This is a genomic window from Chitinophaga oryziterrae, from assembly GCF_009758125.1.
Taxonomy (GTDB): Bacteria; Bacteroidota; Bacteroidia; order Chitinophagales; family Chitinophagaceae; genus Chitinophaga; species Chitinophaga oryziterrae.
This window is the reverse complement of sequence record NZ_WRXO01000004.1, coordinates 601,595-622,901: the sequence shown is the minus strand read 5'-3', so window position 1 is coordinate 622,901 and position 21,307 is coordinate 601,595. Positions and strand designations below refer to the sequence as shown.

Genomic DNA, 21,307 nt, shown 5'->3' with positions numbered 1-21,307 from the left:
TATGAAAAATTCATTCTCGATAACCGCTGTTTTGCTATTACTCTCCTGCAAGGCATTGGCACAGGATAAGGTAACGCTGGAAGTAATTTTTCAGCAGATACAAAAAGATAACCCGGGCTTAAAAATGTATGATGCCGAAATCCGTTCGCAGGATGAAGCGGCCAAAGGTGTTCACAACTGGGAACCACCGGAGATTGGCGGAGGACTTTGGATGACACCTTATAACCCTGCCTTATGGAAAAAAGGTCAGGATGGTACCCCCGGCATGGGACAGTTCATGATCTCTGCACAGCAAATGTTTCCCAATAAAAGGAAACAGGATGCAGAAGCGAAGTATATGGAAGCAGTATCATCCGTTGATGCAGAAAAAAAGAAGGCGTCCCTAAATGAGTTGTATGCAATGGCAAAAAAGAATTATTATCAATGGATCATCATCAAAAAAAAGCTAAGTGTCATAGACCAGAATGAGAAGCTCCTCAATTTTATGATTCAGAATGCTGAGATACGTTATAAGAACGGGCTTGAAAAAATAGGTGCCTATTACAAAGCCAAAGCAGCACTGGGTAATCTGCAAAATACACGACTGGTACTGGAGAACGATATCAAACAAAAGCAGGTGGCATTAAATACCCTGATGAATCGTGACAAACTGACCGTGTTCGATATTGACACCATTTATCAGGTAAACGATTATGCCGCTGCGCAATTAGACAGTACTACTTTCATTAATAGCAGAAGCGATATTAAAGCTGTTGAAAAAGACATACAATTAACATACCTGCAACAAAGTGCAGAAAGAGCTAAGTTAAAGCCGGAGTTTGGTGTTTCCTATAATCACATGTTTGGTTTTGGAGGACAACCTATGCAATACAGTCTGATGGGAACAGTAAAAATACCAATGGCAAAATGGTCATCGAAAACAGTTAATGCCAATGTGGAAAGCCTTAAATGGAAGGTATCCTCACTGAACCAGCAAAGGCAAATGATGGTAAATGATGTAAGCGGTGCTGCTTATAACATGAAAAATGAAATAGCGCTAAAGAAAAAGCAGATAAAATTGTTTGATGAAAATATCATTCCTGCATTAAAAAGAAATTTCCAGGTCATGCAGCTGGCATATGAACAAAACACGGAACAGCTCTTTACCTTATACGACGCCTGGGAAACGTTAAACATGACGCAACTCGAATACCTTGAACAGTTACAACAGTTGCTATTGATGCAGGCTGAAATGGAAAGAATATTGGAAATACAATAAAAAGAAAAAAGTATGAGCCGGTATAAACATATTATTGGATTATTCATAGTTGTTATCAGCCTGGTATCCTGTAAAAGCCATACACAGCAGGGAGAATACACCTGCTCTATGCACCCTCAGATCATACGGGATAAACCCGGCAACTGCCCTATCTGTGGAATGACGCTGGTAAAAAAAGGGGCTGATGAAAAAGCAATAAAGGAAGTTGACCTGAACACTTTACTTAAACCTACCAATGGATTTGTGGTGTCTTCTATCCCTGTTATCACCATACAGCCGGATAGTGATACTATTCAAACAGAAGCGCTGGGTACCATTGCCTACGATACAAGAATGATAGGAAATATTTCCGCAAGGGTTTCTGGAAGAATTGAGAAACTTTATCTAAGGTATAATTTTCAGGATGTTAGAGCAGGGCAAAAGGTGATGGATATTTACAGTCCTGAATTAATGACCGACCAGCAAAACCTTCTGTTTCTTTTAAAGAATGACCCCACCAATACAACACTGATAAATGCTGCGAAAGAAAGATTGTTGCTGTTGGGGGTAACCACACAGCAATTACAGCAGGTAATACAAAACGGCAAATCTTTAACCGCTGTTTCAATATACAGCAATTATAGCGGGCATATTCATGATCCGGCAAAAAACATGGCTCCGTCAGAAATGAGAAATTCCCTAGTAACAAGGGAACTGGACGTAAGAGAAGGGATGTACGTACAGCAGGGGCAGCCTGTATTTTCGGTATATAATGCGCATCACCTTTGGGCATTGCTGAATATTTACACCGACCGCCAATCTTTTGTTAAGGTAGGGAATAAAGTACAGATCATACCTGAAACAGCACCGGAGAAAAGCTTTTTAGCAACAATTGATTTTATTGAACCAGTTATAAGAAAAGAGAACAAAACGATAACCGCAAGGGTAGTTTTTGACAATTCAACACTACATATTCCGGTAGGAAGCCAGGTAAAAGCACTCATCCGGGGCAATGCAGTTAATGCAAACTGGTTACCGAAAGATGCCATTATTTCACTTGGTCTGGATAAGATAGTTTTCCTCAGATCAGCCGGTGGTTTTAAAGCGCATAAAGTAGAAACAGGATTGGTAAATAATAATAAAATAGAAATACTAAAAGGATTATCTGCAACGGATAGTGTTGCCGAAAATGCCCAATACCTGGCTGATAGCGAAAGTTTTATCAAAGTAAATAATTAGGCAATGAAAAAGATACTTTTTATAGTCATTTCAGCACTACTTGTTTTTGCAGCTTGTAAAAGCAGAAAAGCCGATGTGCCAAAGGATACAGACGTGTTCTATACCTGTTCAATGGATCCGCAGATAATGGAGAGTAAGCCGGGTAAATGCCCTATTTGTCATATGGAGTTGACGGCTGTGAAGAAAAGTAATAGTGAAGAGATGGATGGCATTCAATTAAGTGAACAACAAATACAGTTGGGGAATATCCGGACAGATACTATAAAGGACGGAACTATTGGCGATCAGATGACATTGAGTGCCACATTAAACATTGATGAATCGAAAATCAATATAGTAAGTGCGCGGGTAGCAGGAAGGATTGATAAGCTATACTACAAGAACATAGGTGATCATATTACTAAAGGCTCCAGGCTTTTTGATTTGTACAGCGAAGAGCTTAATAATGCTAAACAGGAATATATTTCAGTATTGGAGAGACAAAGAACATTGGATAATTCAATTATAGATTTTACCCAATTAGCGCAGGCTGCAAAAAATAAATTGCTATTGTGGGGCATGAATGAAGCTCAGATTACTGAATTAGCCACTACTAAAAAATATGTGGCTCTTACCTCCTTTTATAGTACGGCCAGTGGTACTATTACCACACTGGATGTAAAAGAAGGCGATTATGTAACTGAGGGCGGCAGCGTGGTCCATCTGGCAGATTTATCCGTATTATGGGCAGAAGCGCAGGTATATGCCTCGCAATTATCATTAATAGACCAGAAGGGAGATGCTGTTGTTCAAATTCCTGATATGCCCGGTAAAGAGATAAAAGGACGGATAGATTTCGAAAACCCAGAAATCAGTCCTGATACAAGGATTAACCTGATAAGAGTAACCATACCTAATTACAATAACCAGTTAAAGCCTGGTATGCCGGCGTATGTAACGCTTAAAAGCCGTCAGCATCATTCGTTGTCACTTCCTGTTGACGCTGTTATCCGTGACGCAAAAGGAGCATCGGTATGGGTAAGGACAGGCAAAAATAATTTTGAGAACAGGATGGTAGAAACCGGGCTGGAAGCTGACGAGTCCATTGAAATTAAGTCTGGTTTGCAGGAGGGGGATATTGTTGTTATCAGCGGTGCTTATCTACTTAATAGTGAATATATTTTTAAGAAAGGTGCTGATCCTATGGCAGGAATGAAAATGTAATTTGCAGATAATGTCGTTTAGTTAAGCTCCTAGCGGAACTTAACTAAACGACATTGGAGATTATTTCTCTGCTTACGCCTTGTTTAGCGTAACCGTGAAGGTAGTACCTGCACCATATTCACTGGTAACCGTAATATTCCCTCCTTCAGCTTCTATAAATTCTTTGCTGATCGAAAGTCCCAACCCGGTCCCTTCTTTTTTCGTACCTGGTACCCGGAAATAGCGGTCAAATACTTTTTTCAGATATTCCGGAGGTATTCCCTGGCCGGTATCCTTGACGGAAAACAGTATTTTTTCTCCGGATGAAGATATCTGAAGTCTGACAACCGAGTTCTCATATGAATACCTGATCGCATTGGAGATGAGATTTGTGAGTACCCAGGCAGTTTTTTCACTGTCGGCCACTACCATAGGTAATTCCTGGGGAGTGGACAGCTCCAGGCTGATACCTTTTTGTTCTGCCGCAGTCTTGTTCGCCTGAATGGCGTACTTAAATATATCAAGAGGATCAGAAGGGAAGGCAGACAACTGTATGGTACCGCTTTCAACCTGTGTCATATTGAGTAGTTCTCCTGTAATTTTAAGCAGACGTTCTGCATCCTCTTCAATACTGTCCAGCAGGCTCCTTTGCCCGTCATTTATTGTTCCTAACTCCCCGTTTTCAAGGAGGTGAAGGCTCATTTTTATAGATGAAATAGGGGTTTTAAGCTCATGGGAAACAGTGGCAATAAAACTTGTTTTAGCGAAATCCAGCTCTTTGTAAGGGGTAATATTCTGTAAAAGGATCACGTTGCCAATGAGCTTTTCTTCCGTTTCTCCCGTAGGTATGATCTTTATTGGGATAATTTCTTTTTCAAAGTAGCTTTCCTTATTATCTGCGTAGATCTTTATGGGGTTTTTATTAGCAATGTAATTATCCGTCTGAAAAAGGTCTTGTACCAGAGAGCGGATAAGATCATTATGTACGGCAACGTCCTGTATATATTTTCCAGATACTTCCGCGGCATCAAGTCCTGATATTTTAAGTGCAGTACTGTTCATGAACAGTATTTTCTTACTTTCATCAAGTCCGATAACCGGATCGTTCATATTGTTGATCAATGTCTCTATACGTGTCTTTTCAATCATTATTTTCTCCAGGTTGCCTTCCTTGTATTCCTGAAGTTTTTTTGCCATTGTATTAAAGGCCGCTGCCAGTTCCCCGAACTCACTTCTGTTGTTGAAGTGTAATCGTTCAGCATAGTTTTGCGAAGCAATCTGTTTGATACTTTCTGTCAGTTCCCGTATTGGGTCTGCGATATTACCGGGAAGATTTACAAGCATTACAAATGCGGCAAGAAAACTCACGGTACCGCAGAGACTGAGCCACAGTATGCCATCTTTACTGGTATGGTCCGCCAGTGTACTTTTCCGTGCAATAGCCTGCATATTTACAAGCATAATATCTGTTATATCCCTGCTTACGCTTTCAAACACGGTGCTGTCAGCAAAATTAAGTTTTAGTCTTTCGTAATCTGCTGCGAGTTTAATTGTAAGATAATGTTCTCCTTCTTCCGTCACGTTCTTCTCCTGCAGGTATAGGTTCTTCTCAAATATCGCAGCGTGTTGATGTTGCCTGATACCGGCATTTAACGACTGTAACATCTGCCGGGAATAATCCAGTGTTTTATAATTATCAACGAGGATGTTAGCGGTATCGCGGCGTAGCCTGTTTATATAGATAACGCTCAGGACAGTCAGTAATAATATCATGAGGAACATGACCCCTATACCTAATGTCAGTTTTGGTTTAATTTTCATCAGCTTAATATTATCAGGTCAACGTCATTAGCAGAAAGTTTTTTCAGTAACTGGTTGAACATGTTTGTTGCCAGAATAATCCTGAAAAGGTTCAGATGCGGTTTGCCTATGCAGATAGTCGTAATTTTCCTCTCATCAACCTGCTCTGAAATGGCGATGGACACCTTTCTGTTTTCTACTTTAATAATCTCAGCGCCCAGCTCCGTCGCCATTTTAAAGTTATTGATCAGATGGCGTTGTTTATCCAATGCTATTTTATCAGCGCTTTCATTAGGAGTCTGCACGTACAATACGAACCATTTGCTGTTATAATAGTTAGCCAGCCTGGCGGTCTTTCTGATTACAGTGCGTGCCGTTTTATCATTTGAACTGATACATGCAAGGAAGCGCTCTCTCCTGCCTATGCTTTTTTGGGGTATTTCTGTATCAACTTTTCTTTCAACGTGAGAAGCAACTTCTTTCAGGGATAATTCTCTTAGTTGCAGGATATGTTCACCTTTAAAAAAATTATTCAGTGCTGCCGTTATTTTATCCTGCGGATAGATCTTACCCTCTTTCAACCTTGTTATCAGTTCATCTGCGGTAAGGTCGATATTTACTACTTCGTCTGCCTCCGCGATCACATTATCCGGTATTCTTTCTCTTACTTCTATACCTGTGATCGATTTGATCTCTTCATTCAGGCTTTCGATATGTTGAATATTAACTGCGCTGATAACATTAATTCCTGACTCCAATATTTCCACTACATCCTGCCAGCGTTTTGCATTCTTGCTACCTTCGATATTCGTATGTGCAAGTTCATCTATAATAACGACCTCAGGCCGTAAATTAATTACCGCCTGAAGATCTAATTCTTCCAGTTCTTTTCCTTTATAGAACAATTTTCTACGTTCTATGACCGGCAAACCATTCAGCAATTCGTGCGTCTCCTTCCTGTTATGTGTTTCTATATAACCGATCTTTACGTCGATCCCATTTCTTAAAAGGGCATGAGCTTCCTGCAGCATACGGTAGGTTTTGCCGACACCGGCACTCATACCGATGTAGACTTTGAATTTACCCCTCCGGGACTTTTTTATGAGGTCCAGGAAATGCTGGACGGTTTGATCTTTTTCTGTCATCAGAAAGAAATAGCTAAGGATGTTGTTAAAGAAAAATTGGTTGTTGATGGCGTTGCATCTTTCAAAAAGATGGCATCCTTTCCTGAAAACCCACGTCCTTCGATGCGCCACATTACATTGTCAAGGATAGTGTAATCGAAGTTCAGGGAATATCCCCATGTCTGGAAACCATCAGGGGTCGCTGTTGCAATGATCACACCTTTTTCATCCCTGTAATACTCACCTCTCGCAGCTATAGCCACCTTTTCCACAGGTTTGTACCTCAGGATCAATACCGGCGAATACCAGGTATTGTAGCCGCTGCTACCTTTTGCCTTTTGTTCGGCACCGATATCGAAGCCGGCTATCAGCCCCAGCTTGCCGGAAAATTGCATCAGCGCATAAAAGTTATGAAAGTAGCGCATTTGTTTCACACTATCAGGCTTATCGTTACCAATAAAGGAGCTGCTGTTAAATACGAGTTTATCATTTGGTTTAAATGTAACCTGGTGCCCGAAAGCCGGAGTATGATTTCCATCAACGCGTTGTATGCGTTGCCAGCCATTTAAAAACAAACCGCTTACGTACCATTTATCATTGGATGAAGTATATGATACCCTCACTCCACTTTCGTAATAAGGAGAATTTTCGGCAAGTATACTTCTGGTGAGGTTCCAGCAATCTTTTCCTATAGCGCTTTCAAAACCTATGTGTGATGCAAAGATACCGGCATCTATCCATAGCTGGTGTTCTTTCATGATTTTCACACCGGCATTTGCCTCGAATACATTTCTCATTACACCCCGCTCAGCTGCCAGGTTAGCATTTGCATAGGTACCAGCCATGAGTGCAAGATTTGCTCTCACATTATCTTTTTCATAAGCAGCTTTAATATAACCGAGGTTGATATTAACTTCATTATGCCTGTTATAAGAATAAAGAAATCCTGGTCGCAGATTGTTGCCCGGTTTCCCGAAATCGTACGAGTAATATGTCTCAAGATAACCTGTTACCTTTAATGGCTTTTCTTCCACACTCTGGGCGCATACCGTCAGCCCTTCAAGACTGCTCAATAAACAAATCAACAGTCTCTTCATCATTAATATTTTAGTGATTACTTAATTTATCCAGTGCAATATTCAACTGTAATACATTTATTCTTTCCGTTCCGAATAACCCTATTAAAGGTTTTTTCGTGTTAGCTGTTATGATCTCATCCAGGTTTGCCTCGTTCAGTTTACGGATGGCTGCAATACGTTTTATCTGTATTCTGGCCGCCTGTACTGAAATATCCGGATCCAGGCCACTGCCACTTGCCGTAACGAGATCAGAAGGGATGGACGATTTGTCTACCCCCGGATTATGAACAAGGAAAGTATCTATTCTTGCTGCAACATCTTTCAGATAATCCGCATTGGACGGTCCTTTATTGCTTCCCCCTGCACCGGCAGCGTTGTAGCCTACAGCAGACGGACGAGACCAGAAGTAACGGTCTTCGGTAAATTTCTGTCCTATATTGGCATAATATGTTTTGCCATTGCTGCTTATCACTTCCCCACGTCCTTTATTGGGTGCCAGCTTAGCAATGCCGAGAAAGACCATCGTATAAATACCACTGAAAAATACCGCACAAACCAGTGTTAATCTGATAGCTGGCGCTATATTACTTTTCATATTATTTCTTTTCTTTTAAATGAATAATGATACAAGGAGATCTATGGCTTTGATCCCGATGAAAGGAATCAATACACCGCCCAAACCATAAATGAACAGGTTCCTGCGCAACAGGGCAGATGCTCCAATCGGCTTATAATTCACTCCTTTTAACGCCAGAGGGATCAAAAGCGGGATGATAATTGCATTAAAGATAACTGCTGAAAGAATGGCACTTTCAGGGCTATGGAGATGCATAACATTTAATCCCTGGAGAGATGGTATTGCCACGATAAATAATGCAGGGATGATAGCAAAGTATTTGGCCACATCATTTGCGATGGAGAAGGTTGTCAATGTTCCTCTTGTCATCAGCAACTGTTTTCCTATTTCAACCACTTCGATGAGTTTTGTAGGGTCATTGTCGAGGTCCACCATGTTACCCGCTTCTTTGGCGGCCTGGGTACCGCTGTTCATGGCCACACCAACGTCTGCCTGTGCCAGTGCGGGCGCATCATTTGTACCATCTCCCATCATTGCAACAAGTTTACCACCACTTTGTTCCGCACGGATATAATTCATTTTATCCTCTGGTTTTGCTTCTGCGATAAAATCGTCTACACCAGCCTTAGTTGCAATATATTTTGCGGTCAGCGGATTATCACCTGTCACCATCACTGTTTTGATACCCATCCTGCGCAGACGTTCAAAACGTTCTTTTATGCCCGGCTTAATAATATCCTGCAGTTCAATTACGCCAAGTACCTGTTCATTCTTCACTACCACCAGTGGAGTACCTCCGTTACTGGCTATCTCCCTTACTATGTCATTCGTTTCTTCAGGATAAGAGTTACCTGCTTTCTGCACCAGGTTCCGTATGGAATCAGATGCACCTTTCCGGATACGGGTGCCGGCAAAATCGATGCCTGAACTCCTGGTTTCCGCAGTAAACTTAATAAAATGCGGGTTCTCTACTTTGATCGTGGAAAGATTGATCCCTGCCAGTTCTATGATAGATTTACCTTCCGGTGTTTCGTCGGACATAGAGCTTAATACTGCCGCCATTACGAATATTTCTTTATCCACATTTTTGATAGGATAAAAATTGGTAGCCTTCCTGTTACCGATAGTGATAGTACCTGTTTTATCAAGCAACAGTACATCTATATCTCCCGCAGTCTCCACCGCTTTACCGCTTTTGGTAATAACATTTGCCCTGAGTGCCCTGTCCATACCGGCGATACCGATTGCAGAGAGCAATCCACCGATGGTAGTAGGTATCAGACATACGAACAAGGATATGAAAGCGGCGATGGTGATAGGTGTATGGGCGTAAGCAGCAAAAGGTTCCAGTGTTACTGTTACGATGATAAAGACAAGTGTGAAGCCTGCCAGCAGAATGGTAAGCGCTATTTCGTTCGGTGTTTTCTGACGGCTTGCTCCTTCCACCAATGCGATCATCTTGTCGAGGAAGCTTTCACCGGGAGAAGTCGTTACCATCACTTTGATCTTGTCTGACAATACCTTTGTTCCTCCGGTGACGCTGCTTTTATCGCCGCCGGCTTCGCGGATAACAGGTGCGCTTTCGCCGGTAATGGCACTTTCGTCGATGGTAGCCAGTCCTTCTACGATCTCTCCGTCGGAAGGGATAATATCACCTGGTTCGCATAAAAATATATCCCCTTTTTTCAGTTGTGAAGATGGGACTATTTTAATTTCGTTCATGAATATCTCTCCGATAGTCTGTATCCATTTGGCGGGAGTTTCTTCCCTTGTTTTCCGGAGACTGTCTGCCTGTGCCTTTCCTCTTGCTTCAGCGATCGCTTCGGCAAAGTTTGCAAAAAGCAATGTGATAAATAGTACAAGTGTTACTACTATATTGTATGTAAGGTTTCCCTGATTTTTTTCCCCTGAAGCGATCCACAGGCAGACGCCTGCCATTACCAGTGTACCTACCCAGACGGTGAACATTACCGGGTTCCGGAACATTTTCGCCGGGTTCAGTTTAATGAAAGATTCCTTCAGGGCCTCTTTCATCAGGCTGCTATCAAAAAGTTTATTATTCTTTGTCATTTTCCTGTTATTAGAACTTCAAAAACTATTTCATCCCAAAATATTCGGCAATAGGTCCTAATGCCAGCGCCGGGAAGAATGAGAGCGCAGCAACGATAAATATTACGGCGAAGGTCATAATACCAAAAGTACCTGTATCTGTTTTCAGCGTACCTGCACCTTCAGGTATGTACTTTTTATTAGCAAGTATACCTGCTATCGCTACGGGGCCAATGATAGGAATGTAGCGGGCGATTATCATCACCAAGCCACAGGCGATATTCCAGAAAGGAGTATTATCCCCCAGACCTTCGAAACCGCTACCGTTGTTTGCGCTGGATGATGTAAACTCGTATAACATTTCACTGAAGCCGTGATAACCCGGATTATTCAACCATCCTGCATAAGCAGCCGGATCATGTGCGTACAAGTGGCTTGCGATGGCGGTACCTGTCAGGATCAGGAATGGATGCAGCAACGCGATGAGCATAGCTATCTTCATTTCCCTGGCTTCGATTTTCTTACCAAGGAATTCGGGAGTTCGTCCTACCATTAATCCGCTGACAAAAACAGCCAGGATGATGAATATATAGAAGTTCAGGAAACCGACGCCCACACCACCATAGAAGCAGTTTATCATCATTCCCAATAGCGTAAACATACCAGTGGGTGCGGTCATGCTGTCGTGCATCGCATTTACGGACCCGTTACTTGTAACGGTAGTATTGATGGCCCAATAGGCGGATGCTGCGGGGCCAAAACGGACCTCTTTCCCTTCCATGCTGCCCAGTTGCTGCATGATACCCATTTTTGCGATGGCGGGGTTACCGTTCATTTCACTAACAACAGAAGGTATCAGCAGGAACAGGAAGCCTATTGTCATGACGCCGAAGATCGTCCATGCCAGTTTTCTGCGTTTCAATACATAACCTAAGGCAAATATCATTGCCATTGGGATGAGAATGATAGATACTGTCTGGGCGATATTGGTGAGGTAGTTCGTATTCTCAAGTGGATGAGCGGAATTGGGGCCGTAGAAACCGCCGCCGTTTGTGCCCAGTTGTTTTATTGCCACGAATGCGGCCACCGGACCACGGCTTACCTGTACGGTATCTCCCTGTAATGTGACCATGGTATCTTTACCTTCCATTGTCATTGGAGTACCGTTGAACAGGAGTATCACTCCTACTACAAATGCCAGCGGAAGCAATATACGGGTAGCACTGCGTACGAAGTAACTGTAGAAGTTACCGAGAACATCGGTTGTTCTCTCTTTCATTGCATTGAAAACTACCGCGCAGATAGCTATACCTGTAGCAGCGCTGATAAACTGCCATAACATCAGGGTAAGCTGCCCCATGTATGAAAGTCCGGATTCACCTGAGTAGTGCTGCAAATTGGTATTGGTAACAAAACTCACGGCGGTATTAAATGCCAGGTCTCCGCTCATGGATGGATTTCCATCAGGGTTCAGCGGCAGCCAGCTCATATTCGTAAGTACGAACATACAAATAAGGAACCAGCAAAGGTTAATGATAAGTAATGCAACCAGATGTTGTTTCCAGTTCATTTGTTTATCAGGGTTAATACCCCCGAGTTTGTAAAATAATTTGTCTAAGGGATTGAATATGCGATCCAGCCAGGTTTGCTCATAGTTAAAGATTTTACCGATATAACGACCCAGAGGGATTGCCAGCAGTAAGAGTAAACCATACATGAAAATAATACCCAGAATTTCTGTATTCATGTTATACGTTATAATTGTTTAATAATGTTAGAATTTTTCTGGTTTCACAAGTACATAAAACATGTACAGAAAAACTGCAACAGAGATAATTAACAGTACCGTCATACTTAAATTTTTTCAAAAATTTGAATGATCTTAATAAATAGGAAAAAGCAGGCAATGCCCGCTAAAGTCAATATAATTGTCATTTTATAAACCATTTATGATTCTGAAAATAATGCCTGATATAATTATAAGAGCGTAAAAAGCCAATAGCATATTCCATGGTTTGAAGTACTTTTTAAACTCCACTCTAAGGTTTTGCATATTTTAATTTCCACCTATTAAGACAATTGGCATACCTAAAAGGTTGTGAAAGCCGAAAACTCGCTACTGTGGCTATATTATGCTTTTAAGGAAGCTGGTGCGTAAAAATAAACCCTCTCATTTTGAGAAGGTTTTATCATTTTGGGAGGGTTTTATTCCTATTCATCTTAATTTCCCGGACGAGGCAGCCGTTTTTCAGGAAATGTTCTAATTTACGTCCGTTTATACCTTGTCTTATGCAAACTTCTGTTATTACTACGATCGTTCAGTTTATCGAATCCATTGGTATCCCGGTTGTTTTTGATACGATTACCGAAAAAACATTCGTACCAGGTATCCTTATAAATAAAGGAAGACTTGTTGTAGATCAGGATCAGTTTTTTTATCCCGGAGATCTTTTACATGAAGCGGGGCATATGGCTGTTGCCATTCCTGAGGAGCGGCGGATAATGCATGGTGATGTGGGAGACGCAGGCGAGAGAAGTAAATCGGAAGGAGAAGAAATGATGGCCATTGCATGGAGTTATGCAGCCTGTGTATATCTCAGAATTGATCCGGCGGTTGTGTTTCATCCAGACGGATATAAGGGCTCTTCCGATTGGTATATCGAGCAATATACATCCGGGAATCCGCTTTATTTACCATTGCTGCAATGGGCTGGTTTTTGTTATGATGAAACTAATGCGGAGAAAAATGGTGTAAAACCATTTCCGGAAATGGTTAAATGGTTGAGAGACTAACTTAAGTAATCTTTGTTTTTCTTACTTTTGTAGGATGGAGACAGATTTTAATACCGAATTGAAACTGAAGGGCTTTAAAGCTTATGAAGTGGACGGCAACGCTGCCGGTCATAATTATAGCCGCAAAGACTTTTACAAAATCAGTTTAACTTCCGGGAAGTATAATTTTCATTATGCAGACAGGAGTTTCGATACGGATGGTCCGCTCCTGTTCTTTGGTAATCCCCGTATTCCATATGCCTGTGAGGTTATCAGACCTACTGTCGATGGATTTGCCTGCCTCTTTACAGAAGACTTTCTAAAGCTGAATGATCGTACTGCAAGCCTTCTGGAATCACCTTTATTTAAAATTGGCGGCACCCCTGTTTTTATCTTAAATGATACTCAAACTGAGTCTATAAAAGCCATCTTTCAAAAGATAATTGCGGAACAGGATAGTGAATATGCTTTCAAAGATGAGTTGATCCGTAACTATATACAACTGATTATTCATGAGGCATTAAAAATGCAACCATCTGAAAACTGGTCCAGACAAAAAAATGCGGCAGCCAGGATCAGCGCCGTCTTTTTTGAACTGCTGGAACGGCAATTCCCTGTTGAAAGTGCCGACCGGCCGCTGGAATTAAGAACGGCACAGGACTTTGCAAGGAATTTGTCCGTGCATATCAACTATTTGAACAGTGCAGTAAAGGAAACTACCGGGAAATCAACTACTACCCATATTGGCGATAGAATTATAGCAGAAGCGAAAGCCCTCCTGCAACATACTGACTGGAACATTGCGGAGATTGCTTATGCACTTGGATTTGAATACCCCACCTACTTTAATAACTTCTTCAAAAAGAAAACCGGTTACGTTCCCAAATCAGTAAGAGCAACACGTCTTTGATAATCATACTTTTTCCTTTGTTTTTCTTTATTTCTCCTTTGCGCTTATTGTGACCTTTGTGTCATGCATACGGATTTTTGATCTGTGTGGTGAAACGTAAAAGCAATATTATGAAACACATTTCGATTGGGGGACTTGATGTCTCCCGTATAGGACTTGGCGCCATGTCGATGTCCGGTTATTACAATATCGGTGCAGGCAGTGATGCTGAATCCATCCGCACGATCCATAGGGCGCTGGAGCTGGGTGTAACCCACATTGACACTGCGGAAATTTATGGCCCATTTGTCAATGAGGAACTCGTAGGCAAAGCTATAAAAGGTCGCAGGGACCAGGTGGTACTCGCAACGAAGTTCGGTCTTGTTTCGCATGCTGGTGGCGGTCCGGGTATTATTGATAGCAGTCCGGCGAATGTCCGTGCAGCAGTAGAGGGATCTCTGAAGCGTTTAGGGACGGAGTATATCGATCTGTATTATCAGCACCGGGTAGACCCGAAGACGCCTATTGAGGATACTGTAGGAGTGCTGGCCGAATTGGTCGCCGAAGGCAAGATTCGTCACATTGGATTATCAGAGGCTGGTCCGGGTACGATTCGTCGTGCACACGCCGTACATCCTGTAACAGCATTACAGACCGAATATTCCCTCTGGAGCCGCGATCCTGAGGACAAACTGCTGCCGTTGCTACGTGAACTAGGCATTGGCTTCGTACCTTATTCGCCGCTTGGGCATGGCTTCCTTACCGGCGAAATCAAATCTCCTGAACAGCTCTCTGATGACGACTGGCGTAAGACTAACCCGCGCTTCATCGGTGAAAACTTCCTTCGGAATCTAAGGATCGTTGATGAGGTAAAAGCCGTCGCGGCTGAGGTGAATGCTACACCGGCACAGGTGGCACTGGCCTGGCTACTGGCACAGGGAGATGATATAGCACCGATTCCAGGCACTAAGCGCGTTGCCCGTGTAGAGGAGAACACTGCCGCCGACCAGCTTGCGCTAAACGCGAAGCAGATCGAAAGACTGAACAACCTTACACCGGCCGCTGGTGAGCGACATAATGAAGGGAATATGTCTGTCATTGAACGTTAATACCTTTTATCAGAATAAACAAAGCCTACTGTTGTAGTGCTTTGTTTACTCTTGAAGATACCTTCATTTCTTAGCGAGTTTTAAAAATGCAGTTGTTTTAGTAGCAATTAATGGAAGGCCGGTTTTAACCCAGGTCTTTTTTAGCGCACTCTCTTTCGCCAGAATTACCTCACCATTTTCAATTTTCACGAGTAGAGTTGGCTTAATCATACCATCATATAACTCTATGCATTGAAATGTATCTAAAGACAGGTTAATATGGTGCAGATTCATTTCATAAACACCTTTGATAGTTCTGGCATCGACATGATGTCCTCCCATCATCACACGGTGCTCTACCCGAACTTTACAGTCGCTCACTTTATCTAAGCACAAATAACAAAGCTGAATCTGATATCCATTTCTCTCAAATCGATCAATATACCGCCAGTAATCAGGATGGGACAATGGAGTTTCTAAAACGAAATGTCTATGAGCTTCAATAGCTTGATTCATAGTAACACTAAGTCTATCTTCCATCATCCGCGTAGCTATTGCAGATATTTGGTCTTCCGCTACCTTTTCTTCCTTTAATTGAGACTCGAAGTGGGAACGGGTATCATCTCTGTCAAAAGAAACAATACCTTCAAATGTATCAGGAAGCATGTCATTAATGTAAGTAGATTTTCCAGCACCATTAGGACCGGATATAACCAGTAATGTCGGCTTATTGTAGTCCATAAGTGGTTCTCACTTTATCCGCTTCCTGCTTGCTTAATTTCTTGATGAGTTTTGACGTTAGATTAGCACCCCTGGTATGGACTTCATGGATTTCAATACGACCATCGGCATATTCCCGATAAGCCTGGCCTTCAGGCAATTTATCTGAAAGTATAAGAAATGGGAGGTTTTTATTAAAACTTGTTGCTCTTAACCGATAAAAGGCAACTGAAACTTTATCTTCTAACTTGTTAATTTTTACATCAGCCATGATCTTCTGCATGTATTGTGACTTCGACTACAAATATACCCATTTCTAGCCTTTTATGCAAGTTAATCTAGGAATTTATGGGATTGAATAATCAATAATTGTATATATAAGTAGCTAATTAAAAGCAAAATGAAATGTTTTTTTTTAGATAAACAAGTGTTTTGATGGATTAGGTAAGATGTAAAATACCGGCCGGCATTGACTAATGCGCCGGCCGATATTTTAGTTAGTACCCGGGGTTCTGAGTAAGCCTGCCCTGATAGGCATCTAATGTAGCCTGATCATAAGGGAACAATTCGCTTTTGCCAGGTACGAAGAACCTTGCAAGCCCCTGCCACAAGGGTAGGTTATCTATTGCATTGCCGGCTGTAAGATGCTGTGCCCAATCCACTCTTTTCCATTCTGTGGAAGTTGGTACCTGTGTGGGACGGTACCAGGGGACAGCGGTAGCAGCCGTATTGTTTGGAACATAGTATTGAATTTCTTCACCATTGTTCTTCCAGTAAATGTATTGGGGAACATAATTGTAAGGAGCTACACGATCACGGATCTGTTGGATCTTTGTTCTTGTTTCTGCTATTTTCGCGGATAATAAGTTCCAGCGTGATAAGTCGTATTTACGGATGCCTTCATGGCCAAACTCTAAATAACGTTCATTTACGATAGCATTAAAAAAGCCTTCTTTGGTGGATGGAGTGATGCCTATGTCCGCGTTTTTATAAGCCCTTTTACGCACTTCTTCAAAAGCGGCTATGGCAGCAGCAGTGGGCGCTCCATTTATTTCATTCTCAGCCTCTGCAAACATTAAAAGCACATCAGAGAAACGGATCAATACCCAGTTATAACCGACGTTTAAGACACTTCCGGGGAGAAGAGGGACCCGCCAGTCGCGACGATATTTACCCGTATTTAATTCCCCTAAACGTCGCTGGGATTTAATATTTGAAGAAGAGGTAACCTGGTAGGAAGTTACGGTAACATCACGACGGGTATCTGCAGAGTCGAAAGCATAAAAGTAATTGGGTAACATAATGATACCTCCTCCACCCGCACCATACCGGGAGGCGGCGTTTACATTAGGCCCGTCGTAATTGCCCATACGGCTGTCGCTGTTGGCATTACCACCACCGGCACCCACTTCAAATAATATCTCGCCCTGCGGATCGTAGGTGAAAGAGGTTACACTTCGCCAGATGTTTTCAAAGCTTGCGTTTAAAGTATGCTCACTTCTTTTTGACATTAGTTCGGCACATTCATCCCTGGCAATGGTGTAGTATTTTATATAATCGCTTCCTCTTTGCACCTGGCCATTCTTACGTAATGAATATCCTCCCCGGTATAAGGCAATTCTTGCCCTTAATGCCATAGCAGCTCCTTTGGTGATACGTTCATTGCGGGTCACTTCGGTACGCCAGGGTAACAACTCTTTGGCAGTGGCCAGATCGGCCAGGATTTTATCATAAGTAGAATCCCTGTCAGTTTGCGCAATGAATAAATTGGATTGTTTATAAGAGGGGATCATAGGTGCTGGCACATCTCCCCAGTTACGGATCAGTTCAAGATAGAACTGTGCGCGCAGCGTTAATGCTTCTCCATACAAACGGTGTAATTGCCTCTTTTGATCTTCTGTTCCGTTGGTATATAAGGGCATTAATGGGATTTGTTCGATGCAGAGATTCGCCTTTTCTATTCCCCGGTATAACTGCCGGAAAGGATTGGAAACTTCTGCATTTGTGAGAAGTAACTGGTAACGCCCTACTCCCCTGCGGCCATTATCGATATTACCGCTTACAATCCCTTCATCTGAATCGTAAGGGAAATACATGCTTATTCGTATACCGTAGCCGTTATCGCCCTGTAATTCATCATATACGCCAATTAAAGCGGATGTTGCATTCGGCACGTCAGAGAAGACCTCATCAATACTGTAATCAGATCCCGGAGATACTGCAGTCCATTTTTTACAGCCCTGCATGAATAATAAAGCTATAGTGATTATCAGAAGATGTTTCATTGTTTATAAGTTAAGGTTAATACCAAACACCCATGTTCTTGCACGGGGATAAGCAGCAAAGTCTACACCCGGCGTTAACGGATCTGAACGACGGGCAGTAACATCAGGATCAAAACCTGAATATTTAGTGATGACAGCCAGGTTATTTACGGTGGCATATACCCTCAGGCTGGCAATCTTCGCTATCTTTTGAGGTAATGTATAACCCAGGGTAACGTTATTGATACGAAGGTAGGAACCGTCCTCAATAGCCCATGAATGCAACCACCAGCGCTGTACCCTTACAGGGGACCATATCTGTGCATTTGCATTTAATGCAGATAATTCTTTGGGATCGGTCACGATCTGCCCTTGCGCATTGATGTTCGTCCAGCGGTCTTTCATTGTATTTAGCATGTTCAGATTGGGAAAAGAACCATCTGTCCATTCTAATTTATTGGCATTATAAATATCATTGCCTACAACAAAATTGATGAAGATGCTGGCATCAAAATTCTTATAGGTGAACTGGTTATTCCATCCTCCTGTGAATTTTGGGTTCGCATTACCGATCACGGTTCTGTCTTTATCTGCAGTAATTACGCTATCTCCATTTAAATCTTTCCATTTTAACATGCCCGGCTGCGGCGTTCCATAAACACTGTTGACGGCGATACCAGGTTTAATGGTGTAGGTACCGGTGGTGGCATTATAATCGAAATCGTCGATCTTATAAAAACCATCTGTGACAAAACCGTACATCAGACCTGCAGGCTGACCCACTTTCACTAAATAATCATCTACACCGTCCGTACCCTGCCAGCCCGAGTTACGGGTCATCTGAGAGGGGCCACCTAAATTCTCTACACGGTTGCGGTTAAAGGAGATATTGAAACTGGAATTCCAGGAGAATTTGGGTTTCTGTATTGGCGTGGTATTTATCTGGAACTCTAATCCACGGTTTGAAGTAGCGCCTATGTTTTGTATTTGTGTAGTATATCCGGAAGTTGGTGGAATCTGAACAGCCAGCAAAAGATCATTGGCTGAATTTTTATAGGCGTCGATCGTCAGTTGTAATTTATTATCGAAAAAAGAAAGGTCAAGGCCAAGGTTCCTTGTTACATTTCTCTCCCAGCGTAATTCAGGATTAGCGAGGGCCGTTGGCGCAAAACCGGGAAGGATAGCATGATTGAATGCGTATTGTCCGGTTACGCCATACAACTGCCGGTATAGCATATCCCCAATACGGTTATTCCCTACCGCGCCATAACCGAATCTCAGTTTAGCATCTGAAATCCATTTAATGTTATGCATAAATCTTTCCTGTGAGAAACGCCATGCGACAGAGCCGGAAGGAAAAACAAGGGTGCCGTTTTCAGCAGCGAATTTTGAGGTGCGGTCGGCACGGAGATTAAAAGCAAGCAGGTACTTATCAGCATAGTTATAACTCACACGGCCGAATAAGGAGAAGATACGACTGGGCGCATTCTGCGTTGATGAAGGCAATGGTTGTGACGACCCTGTTGGCGCTGCGCCGAGCCCCATGTTGGCCAATGCCTTATCAGCGGTAATATCAGCAGGAAAATATCTCGTCTCCACGTAGTTAGTGGCGGATTTAAACGCTACAGTTTCTTCTCCTGCCAATACAGAAACATTATGCTGTCCTTTCTTCAGTGCATATTGTAATGTATTGGAATTATTGAAAGTGCTGTTTCGCTGATCACCGATGGAAGCGATGGGCAGGGAAGCATACTGACGGGCAGTATTGGTTATTTTCCCATAAAAGAGGGATTGCCTGATAGTAGTATTATCGTATCCAAATGTAGATCTGAATGTAAGGTTTTTAATAAGGTTGATGTTAATATAACCTGTCAGATAAGTGGCTTTTGTTTGTTGATTCCTGTATTCTGCCTGTGTTAGCAGGATAGGATTTGTAGCGCCGCCGGAAGCGAGATAATAATCTTCATCAAAATCATCAATGGACCCTCCGGGCAGTTCAAATGGACGGTAATTAATGCTATGCCGTAAGCGGTTTGTGGTGCGTGTACCGCTGTTAGTAGTCCCCATGCCTGAAATGGCCTGGTCTAAATAACGCATATTAATACCGGTTTTGACTTTATCGGAGACTTTATGATCTAATCTGAAGTTGGCAATTTTCCGGTCGAACCCCGATTCCAGTAATATACCGTCTTCTTTATTGGCAGTAAGGCTTAGATTGAAGTTTGTCGCAGCATTACCTCCATTCATTGACACATTATGATTCTGGAATTTTGCTTTCCTTCCGAATACTTCTTTCTGCCAGTTTACAGGTGTTACATTTTTGTAGTTGGAAAGGGTGTCCCAGGTGGTGCCGTACGTCTGGGCAAAGTCTGCGCTATCAGCGCTGCTCCCCCGGCTTCTTTCATATTGCCACATGACGAAATCATAAGGACTTAATACCGGCATTGTTTTAGATAGTTCTCCCCAGCCGACAGACCCGGTGTAGCTTACCTGTGTTTTGCCTGAGCGCCCGCTTTTTGTGGTGATGATCACGACGCCGTTAGCACCTCTTGCACCATAAATGGAGGTGGTGGAAGCATCCTTTAGTACATCTACAGAAGCAATATCCTGCGGAGCAATGACAGATAAGGCATTTTCTACCTGTACACCATCTACGATGTATAAAGGGGAATTATCCTGGGTGATAGAACCGCCTCCACGTACGCGGATAATAACATCCGCACCCGGAGCTCCTTCTGATGATACGACCTGTACCCCGGCCAGCCGTCCCTGTAATATCTCCGCGGCAGAGGATAGTGGTACATCCTTGAATTGGCGGGCACTGACGGACGAAACAGAACCGGTAACATCTCTTCTTTGCACGGTAGAATAACCAATGACAACTACCTGATCAAGGTTACTCTGTTCCCTTACAAGTTGTATCAGTAATGGTTTTTCTCCGTTCGCAGTAACTGTTTGCGAACGGTAACCAATATAAGAGAATACAAGTTTTACGGGATGCGTTGTTTTTATTGAGAAGTTTCCATTAGCATCGGTACTTACGCCTTGTTTTGTTTCTGTAACAATAATGGAGACTCCTGGTAATGGTATACTATCAGCGGTAACGCGACCGGTAATAGTTAGCGTTTGAGCGTCCGCTGTTAAAAAGCATAACGCTGAAAACAGAAAAATGACTATTTTCTTTTTCATATCAGTGGAATAAAAGGGCAACTATTCTAAATGGGAATGGGATTTATATAACAATGCTAGGTTTATTTTTTTTATAAACCGTGACCAGGGTTAACTTT

The 21,307-nt window shown here is 42.5% G+C and carries 17 protein-coding genes; 6 read left to right on the top strand and 11 right to left on the bottom strand.

Going from position 1 to position 21,307, the window contains the following annotated elements:
• Nucleotide 1 precedes the first annotated feature (1 nt).
• Genes GO495_RS17425 through GO495_RS17415 form a run of 3 tightly spaced genes read left to right on the top strand, consistent with a single transcriptional unit; the run spans nt 2 to nt 3,679 of the window.
• Complete coding sequence (locus GO495_RS17425; RefSeq protein ID WP_157300993.1) at nt 2–1,258, top strand: TolC family protein; 1,257 nt, start codon at nt 2–4, stop codon at nt 1,256–1,258.
• 12 nt (nt 1,259–1,270) lie between these two features.
• On the top strand, nt 1,271–2,476 hold the full coding sequence (locus GO495_RS17420; protein WP_205691282.1) for a heavy metal-binding domain-containing protein: 1,206 nt from the start codon (nt 1,271–1,273) through the stop codon (nt 2,474–2,476).
• 3 nt (nt 2,477–2,479) lie between these two features.
• Nucleotides 2,480–3,679, top strand: coding sequence for an efflux RND transporter periplasmic adaptor subunit (locus tag GO495_RS17415; protein ID WP_157300992.1), 1,200 nt, complete (start codon nt 2,480–2,482; stop codon nt 3,677–3,679).
• Nucleotides 3,680–3,751: 72 nt separating this feature from the next.
• Here GO495_RS17415 and GO495_RS17410 read toward each other — a convergent pair whose 3' ends face one another.
• The 7 genes from GO495_RS17410 to kdpF are packed head-to-tail and all read right to left on the bottom strand — an operon-like array spanning nt 3,752 to nt 12,139.
• On the bottom strand, nt 3,752–5,479 hold the full coding sequence (locus GO495_RS17410) for an ATP-binding protein (protein ID WP_157300991.1): 1,728 nt from the start codon (nt 5,477–5,479) through the stop codon (nt 3,752–3,754).
• Nucleotides 5,479–6,603 carry a sensor protein KdpD gene (locus GO495_RS17405; protein WP_157300990.1) on the bottom strand — a complete coding sequence of 375 codons (1,125 nt, stop codon included), beginning with the start codon at nt 6,601–6,603 and terminating at the stop codon, nt 5,479–5,481. The genes GO495_RS17410 and GO495_RS17405 overlap by 1 nt, the downstream gene beginning before the upstream one ends.
• On the bottom strand, nt 6,603–7,679 hold the full coding sequence (locus GO495_RS17400) for a porin (RefSeq protein ID WP_157300989.1): 1,077 nt from the start codon (nt 7,677–7,679) through the stop codon (nt 6,603–6,605). Before GO495_RS17400 ends, GO495_RS17405 begins: the two co-directional genes overlap by 1 nt.
• A gap of 10 nt (nt 7,680–7,689) precedes the next feature.
• Nucleotides 7,690–8,256 carry a K(+)-transporting ATPase subunit C gene (locus tag GO495_RS17395; RefSeq protein ID WP_157300988.1) on the bottom strand — a complete coding sequence of 189 codons (567 nt, stop codon included), beginning with the start codon at nt 8,254–8,256 and terminating at the stop codon, nt 7,690–7,692.
• A gap of 15 nt (nt 8,257–8,271) precedes the next feature.
• Nucleotides 8,272–10,308: a potassium-transporting ATPase subunit KdpB gene (kdpB, locus tag GO495_RS17390; RefSeq protein WP_157300987.1), complete on the bottom strand. Its 2,037-nt coding sequence runs from the start codon at nt 10,306–10,308 to the stop codon at nt 8,272–8,274.
• A 25-nt stretch (nt 10,309–10,333) separates the two neighbouring features.
• Complete coding sequence (gene kdpA, locus GO495_RS17385) at nt 10,334–12,034, bottom strand: potassium-transporting ATPase subunit KdpA (RefSeq protein ID WP_157300986.1); 1,701 nt, start codon at nt 12,032–12,034, stop codon at nt 10,334–10,336.
• A 27-nt stretch (nt 12,035–12,061) separates the two neighbouring features.
• Nucleotides 12,062–12,139, bottom strand: a complete 78-nt coding sequence (gene kdpF / locus GO495_RS32735; RefSeq protein WP_157301040.1) for a K(+)-transporting ATPase subunit F — start codon at nt 12,137–12,139, stop codon at nt 12,062–12,064.
• Nucleotides 12,140–12,576: 437 nt separating this feature from the next.
• Here kdpF and GO495_RS17375 point away from each other — a divergent pair, with 437 nt between their 5' ends.
• The 3 genes from GO495_RS17375 (at nt 12,577) to GO495_RS17365 (ending at nt 15,057) form a co-directional block, all read left to right on the top strand.
• Nucleotides 12,577–13,080 (top strand): hypothetical protein, encoded by a 504-nt coding sequence (locus GO495_RS17375; protein WP_157300985.1) that lies wholly within the window; start codon nt 12,577–12,579, stop codon nt 13,078–13,080.
• A 34-nt stretch (nt 13,081–13,114) separates the two neighbouring features.
• A complete protein-coding gene (locus GO495_RS17370) occupies nt 13,115–13,969 on the top strand; it encodes a helix-turn-helix domain-containing protein (RefSeq protein ID WP_157300984.1) in 855 nt (284 codons plus the stop codon).
• A 110-nt stretch (nt 13,970–14,079) separates the two neighbouring features.
• The gene (locus GO495_RS17365) at nt 14,080–15,057 is read left to right on the top strand and encodes an aldo/keto reductase (protein ID WP_157300983.1); all 978 of its coding nucleotides are present in this window, start codon (nt 14,080–14,082) and stop codon (nt 15,055–15,057) included.
• Nucleotides 15,058–15,120: 63 nt separating this feature from the next.
• Here the strand turns inward: GO495_RS17365 and GO495_RS17360 are convergent, their stop codons facing one another.
• The 4 genes from GO495_RS17360 to GO495_RS17345 form a co-directional block, all read right to left on the bottom strand.
• Entirely contained in the window at nt 15,121–15,777 is a 657-nt protein-coding gene (locus GO495_RS17360; protein WP_157300982.1) for a zeta toxin family protein, read from the bottom strand.
• On the bottom strand, nt 15,764–16,039 hold the full coding sequence (locus tag GO495_RS17355; RefSeq protein WP_157300981.1) for a hypothetical protein: 276 nt from the start codon (nt 16,037–16,039) through the stop codon (nt 15,764–15,766). Before GO495_RS17355 ends, GO495_RS17360 begins: the two co-directional genes overlap by 14 nt.
• Before the next feature lie 214 nt (nt 16,040–16,253).
• Nucleotides 16,254–18,041: a RagB/SusD family nutrient uptake outer membrane protein gene (locus GO495_RS17350; RefSeq protein ID WP_157300980.1), complete on the bottom strand. Its 1,788-nt coding sequence runs from the start codon at nt 18,039–18,041 to the stop codon at nt 16,254–16,256.
• Between the two features lie 3 nt (nt 18,042–18,044).
• Nucleotides 18,045–21,209, bottom strand: coding sequence for a SusC/RagA family TonB-linked outer membrane protein (locus GO495_RS17345; protein ID WP_157300979.1), 3,165 nt, complete (start codon nt 21,207–21,209; stop codon nt 18,045–18,047).
• Nucleotides 21,210–21,307 lie beyond the last annotated feature (98 nt).

What these genes read in the sequence shown, in the direction of transcription:
- GO495_RS17425 (WP_157300993.1), top strand. Translation starts at nt 2, where the DNA reads ATGAAAAATTCATTCTCGATAACCGCTGTTTTGCTATTACTCTCCTGC.
- GO495_RS17420 (WP_205691282.1), top strand. Translation starts at nt 1,271, where the DNA reads ATGAGCCGGTATAAACATATTATTGGATTATTCATAGTTGTTATCAGC.
- GO495_RS17415 (WP_157300992.1), top strand. Translation starts at nt 2,480, where the DNA reads ATGAAAAAGATACTTTTTATAGTCATTTCAGCACTACTTGTTTTTGCA.
- GO495_RS17410 (WP_157300991.1), bottom strand. Translation starts at nt 5,479, where the DNA reads ATGAAAATTAAACCAAAACTGACATTAGGTATAGGGGTCATGTTCCTC.
- GO495_RS17405 (WP_157300990.1), bottom strand. Translation starts at nt 6,603, where the DNA reads ATGACAGAAAAAGATCAAACCGTCCAGCATTTCCTGGACCTCATAAAA.
- GO495_RS17400 (WP_157300989.1), bottom strand. Translation starts at nt 7,679, where the DNA reads ATGAAGAGACTGTTGATTTGTTTATTGAGCAGTCTTGAAGGGCTGACG.
- GO495_RS17395 (WP_157300988.1), bottom strand. Translation starts at nt 8,256, where the DNA reads ATGAAAAGTAATATAGCGCCAGCTATCAGATTAACACTGGTTTGTGCG.
- kdpB (WP_157300987.1), bottom strand. Translation starts at nt 10,308, where the DNA reads ATGACAAAGAATAATAAACTTTTTGATAGCAGCCTGATGAAAGAGGCC.
- kdpA (WP_157300986.1), bottom strand. Translation starts at nt 12,034, where the DNA reads ATGAATACAGAAATTCTGGGTATTATTTTCATGTATGGTTTACTCTTA.
- kdpF (WP_157301040.1), bottom strand. Translation starts at nt 12,139, where the DNA reads ATGACGGTACTGTTAATTATCTCTGTTGCAGTTTTTCTGTACATGTTT.
- GO495_RS17375 (WP_157300985.1), top strand. Translation starts at nt 12,577, where the DNA reads ATGCAAACTTCTGTTATTACTACGATCGTTCAGTTTATCGAATCCATT.
- GO495_RS17370 (WP_157300984.1), top strand. Translation starts at nt 13,115, where the DNA reads ATGGAGACAGATTTTAATACCGAATTGAAACTGAAGGGCTTTAAAGCT.
- GO495_RS17365 (WP_157300983.1), top strand. Translation starts at nt 14,080, where the DNA reads ATGAAACACATTTCGATTGGGGGACTTGATGTCTCCCGTATAGGACTT.
- GO495_RS17360 (WP_157300982.1), bottom strand. Translation starts at nt 15,777, where the DNA reads ATGGACTACAATAAGCCGACATTACTGGTTATATCCGGTCCTAATGGT.
- GO495_RS17355 (WP_157300981.1), bottom strand. Translation starts at nt 16,039, where the DNA reads ATGCAGAAGATCATGGCTGATGTAAAAATTAACAAGTTAGAAGATAAA.
- GO495_RS17350 (WP_157300980.1), bottom strand. Translation starts at nt 18,041, where the DNA reads ATGAAACATCTTCTGATAATCACTATAGCTTTATTATTCATGCAGGGC.
- GO495_RS17345 (WP_157300979.1), bottom strand. Translation starts at nt 21,209, where the DNA reads ATGAAAAAGAAAATAGTCATTTTTCTGTTTTCAGCGTTATGCTTTTTA.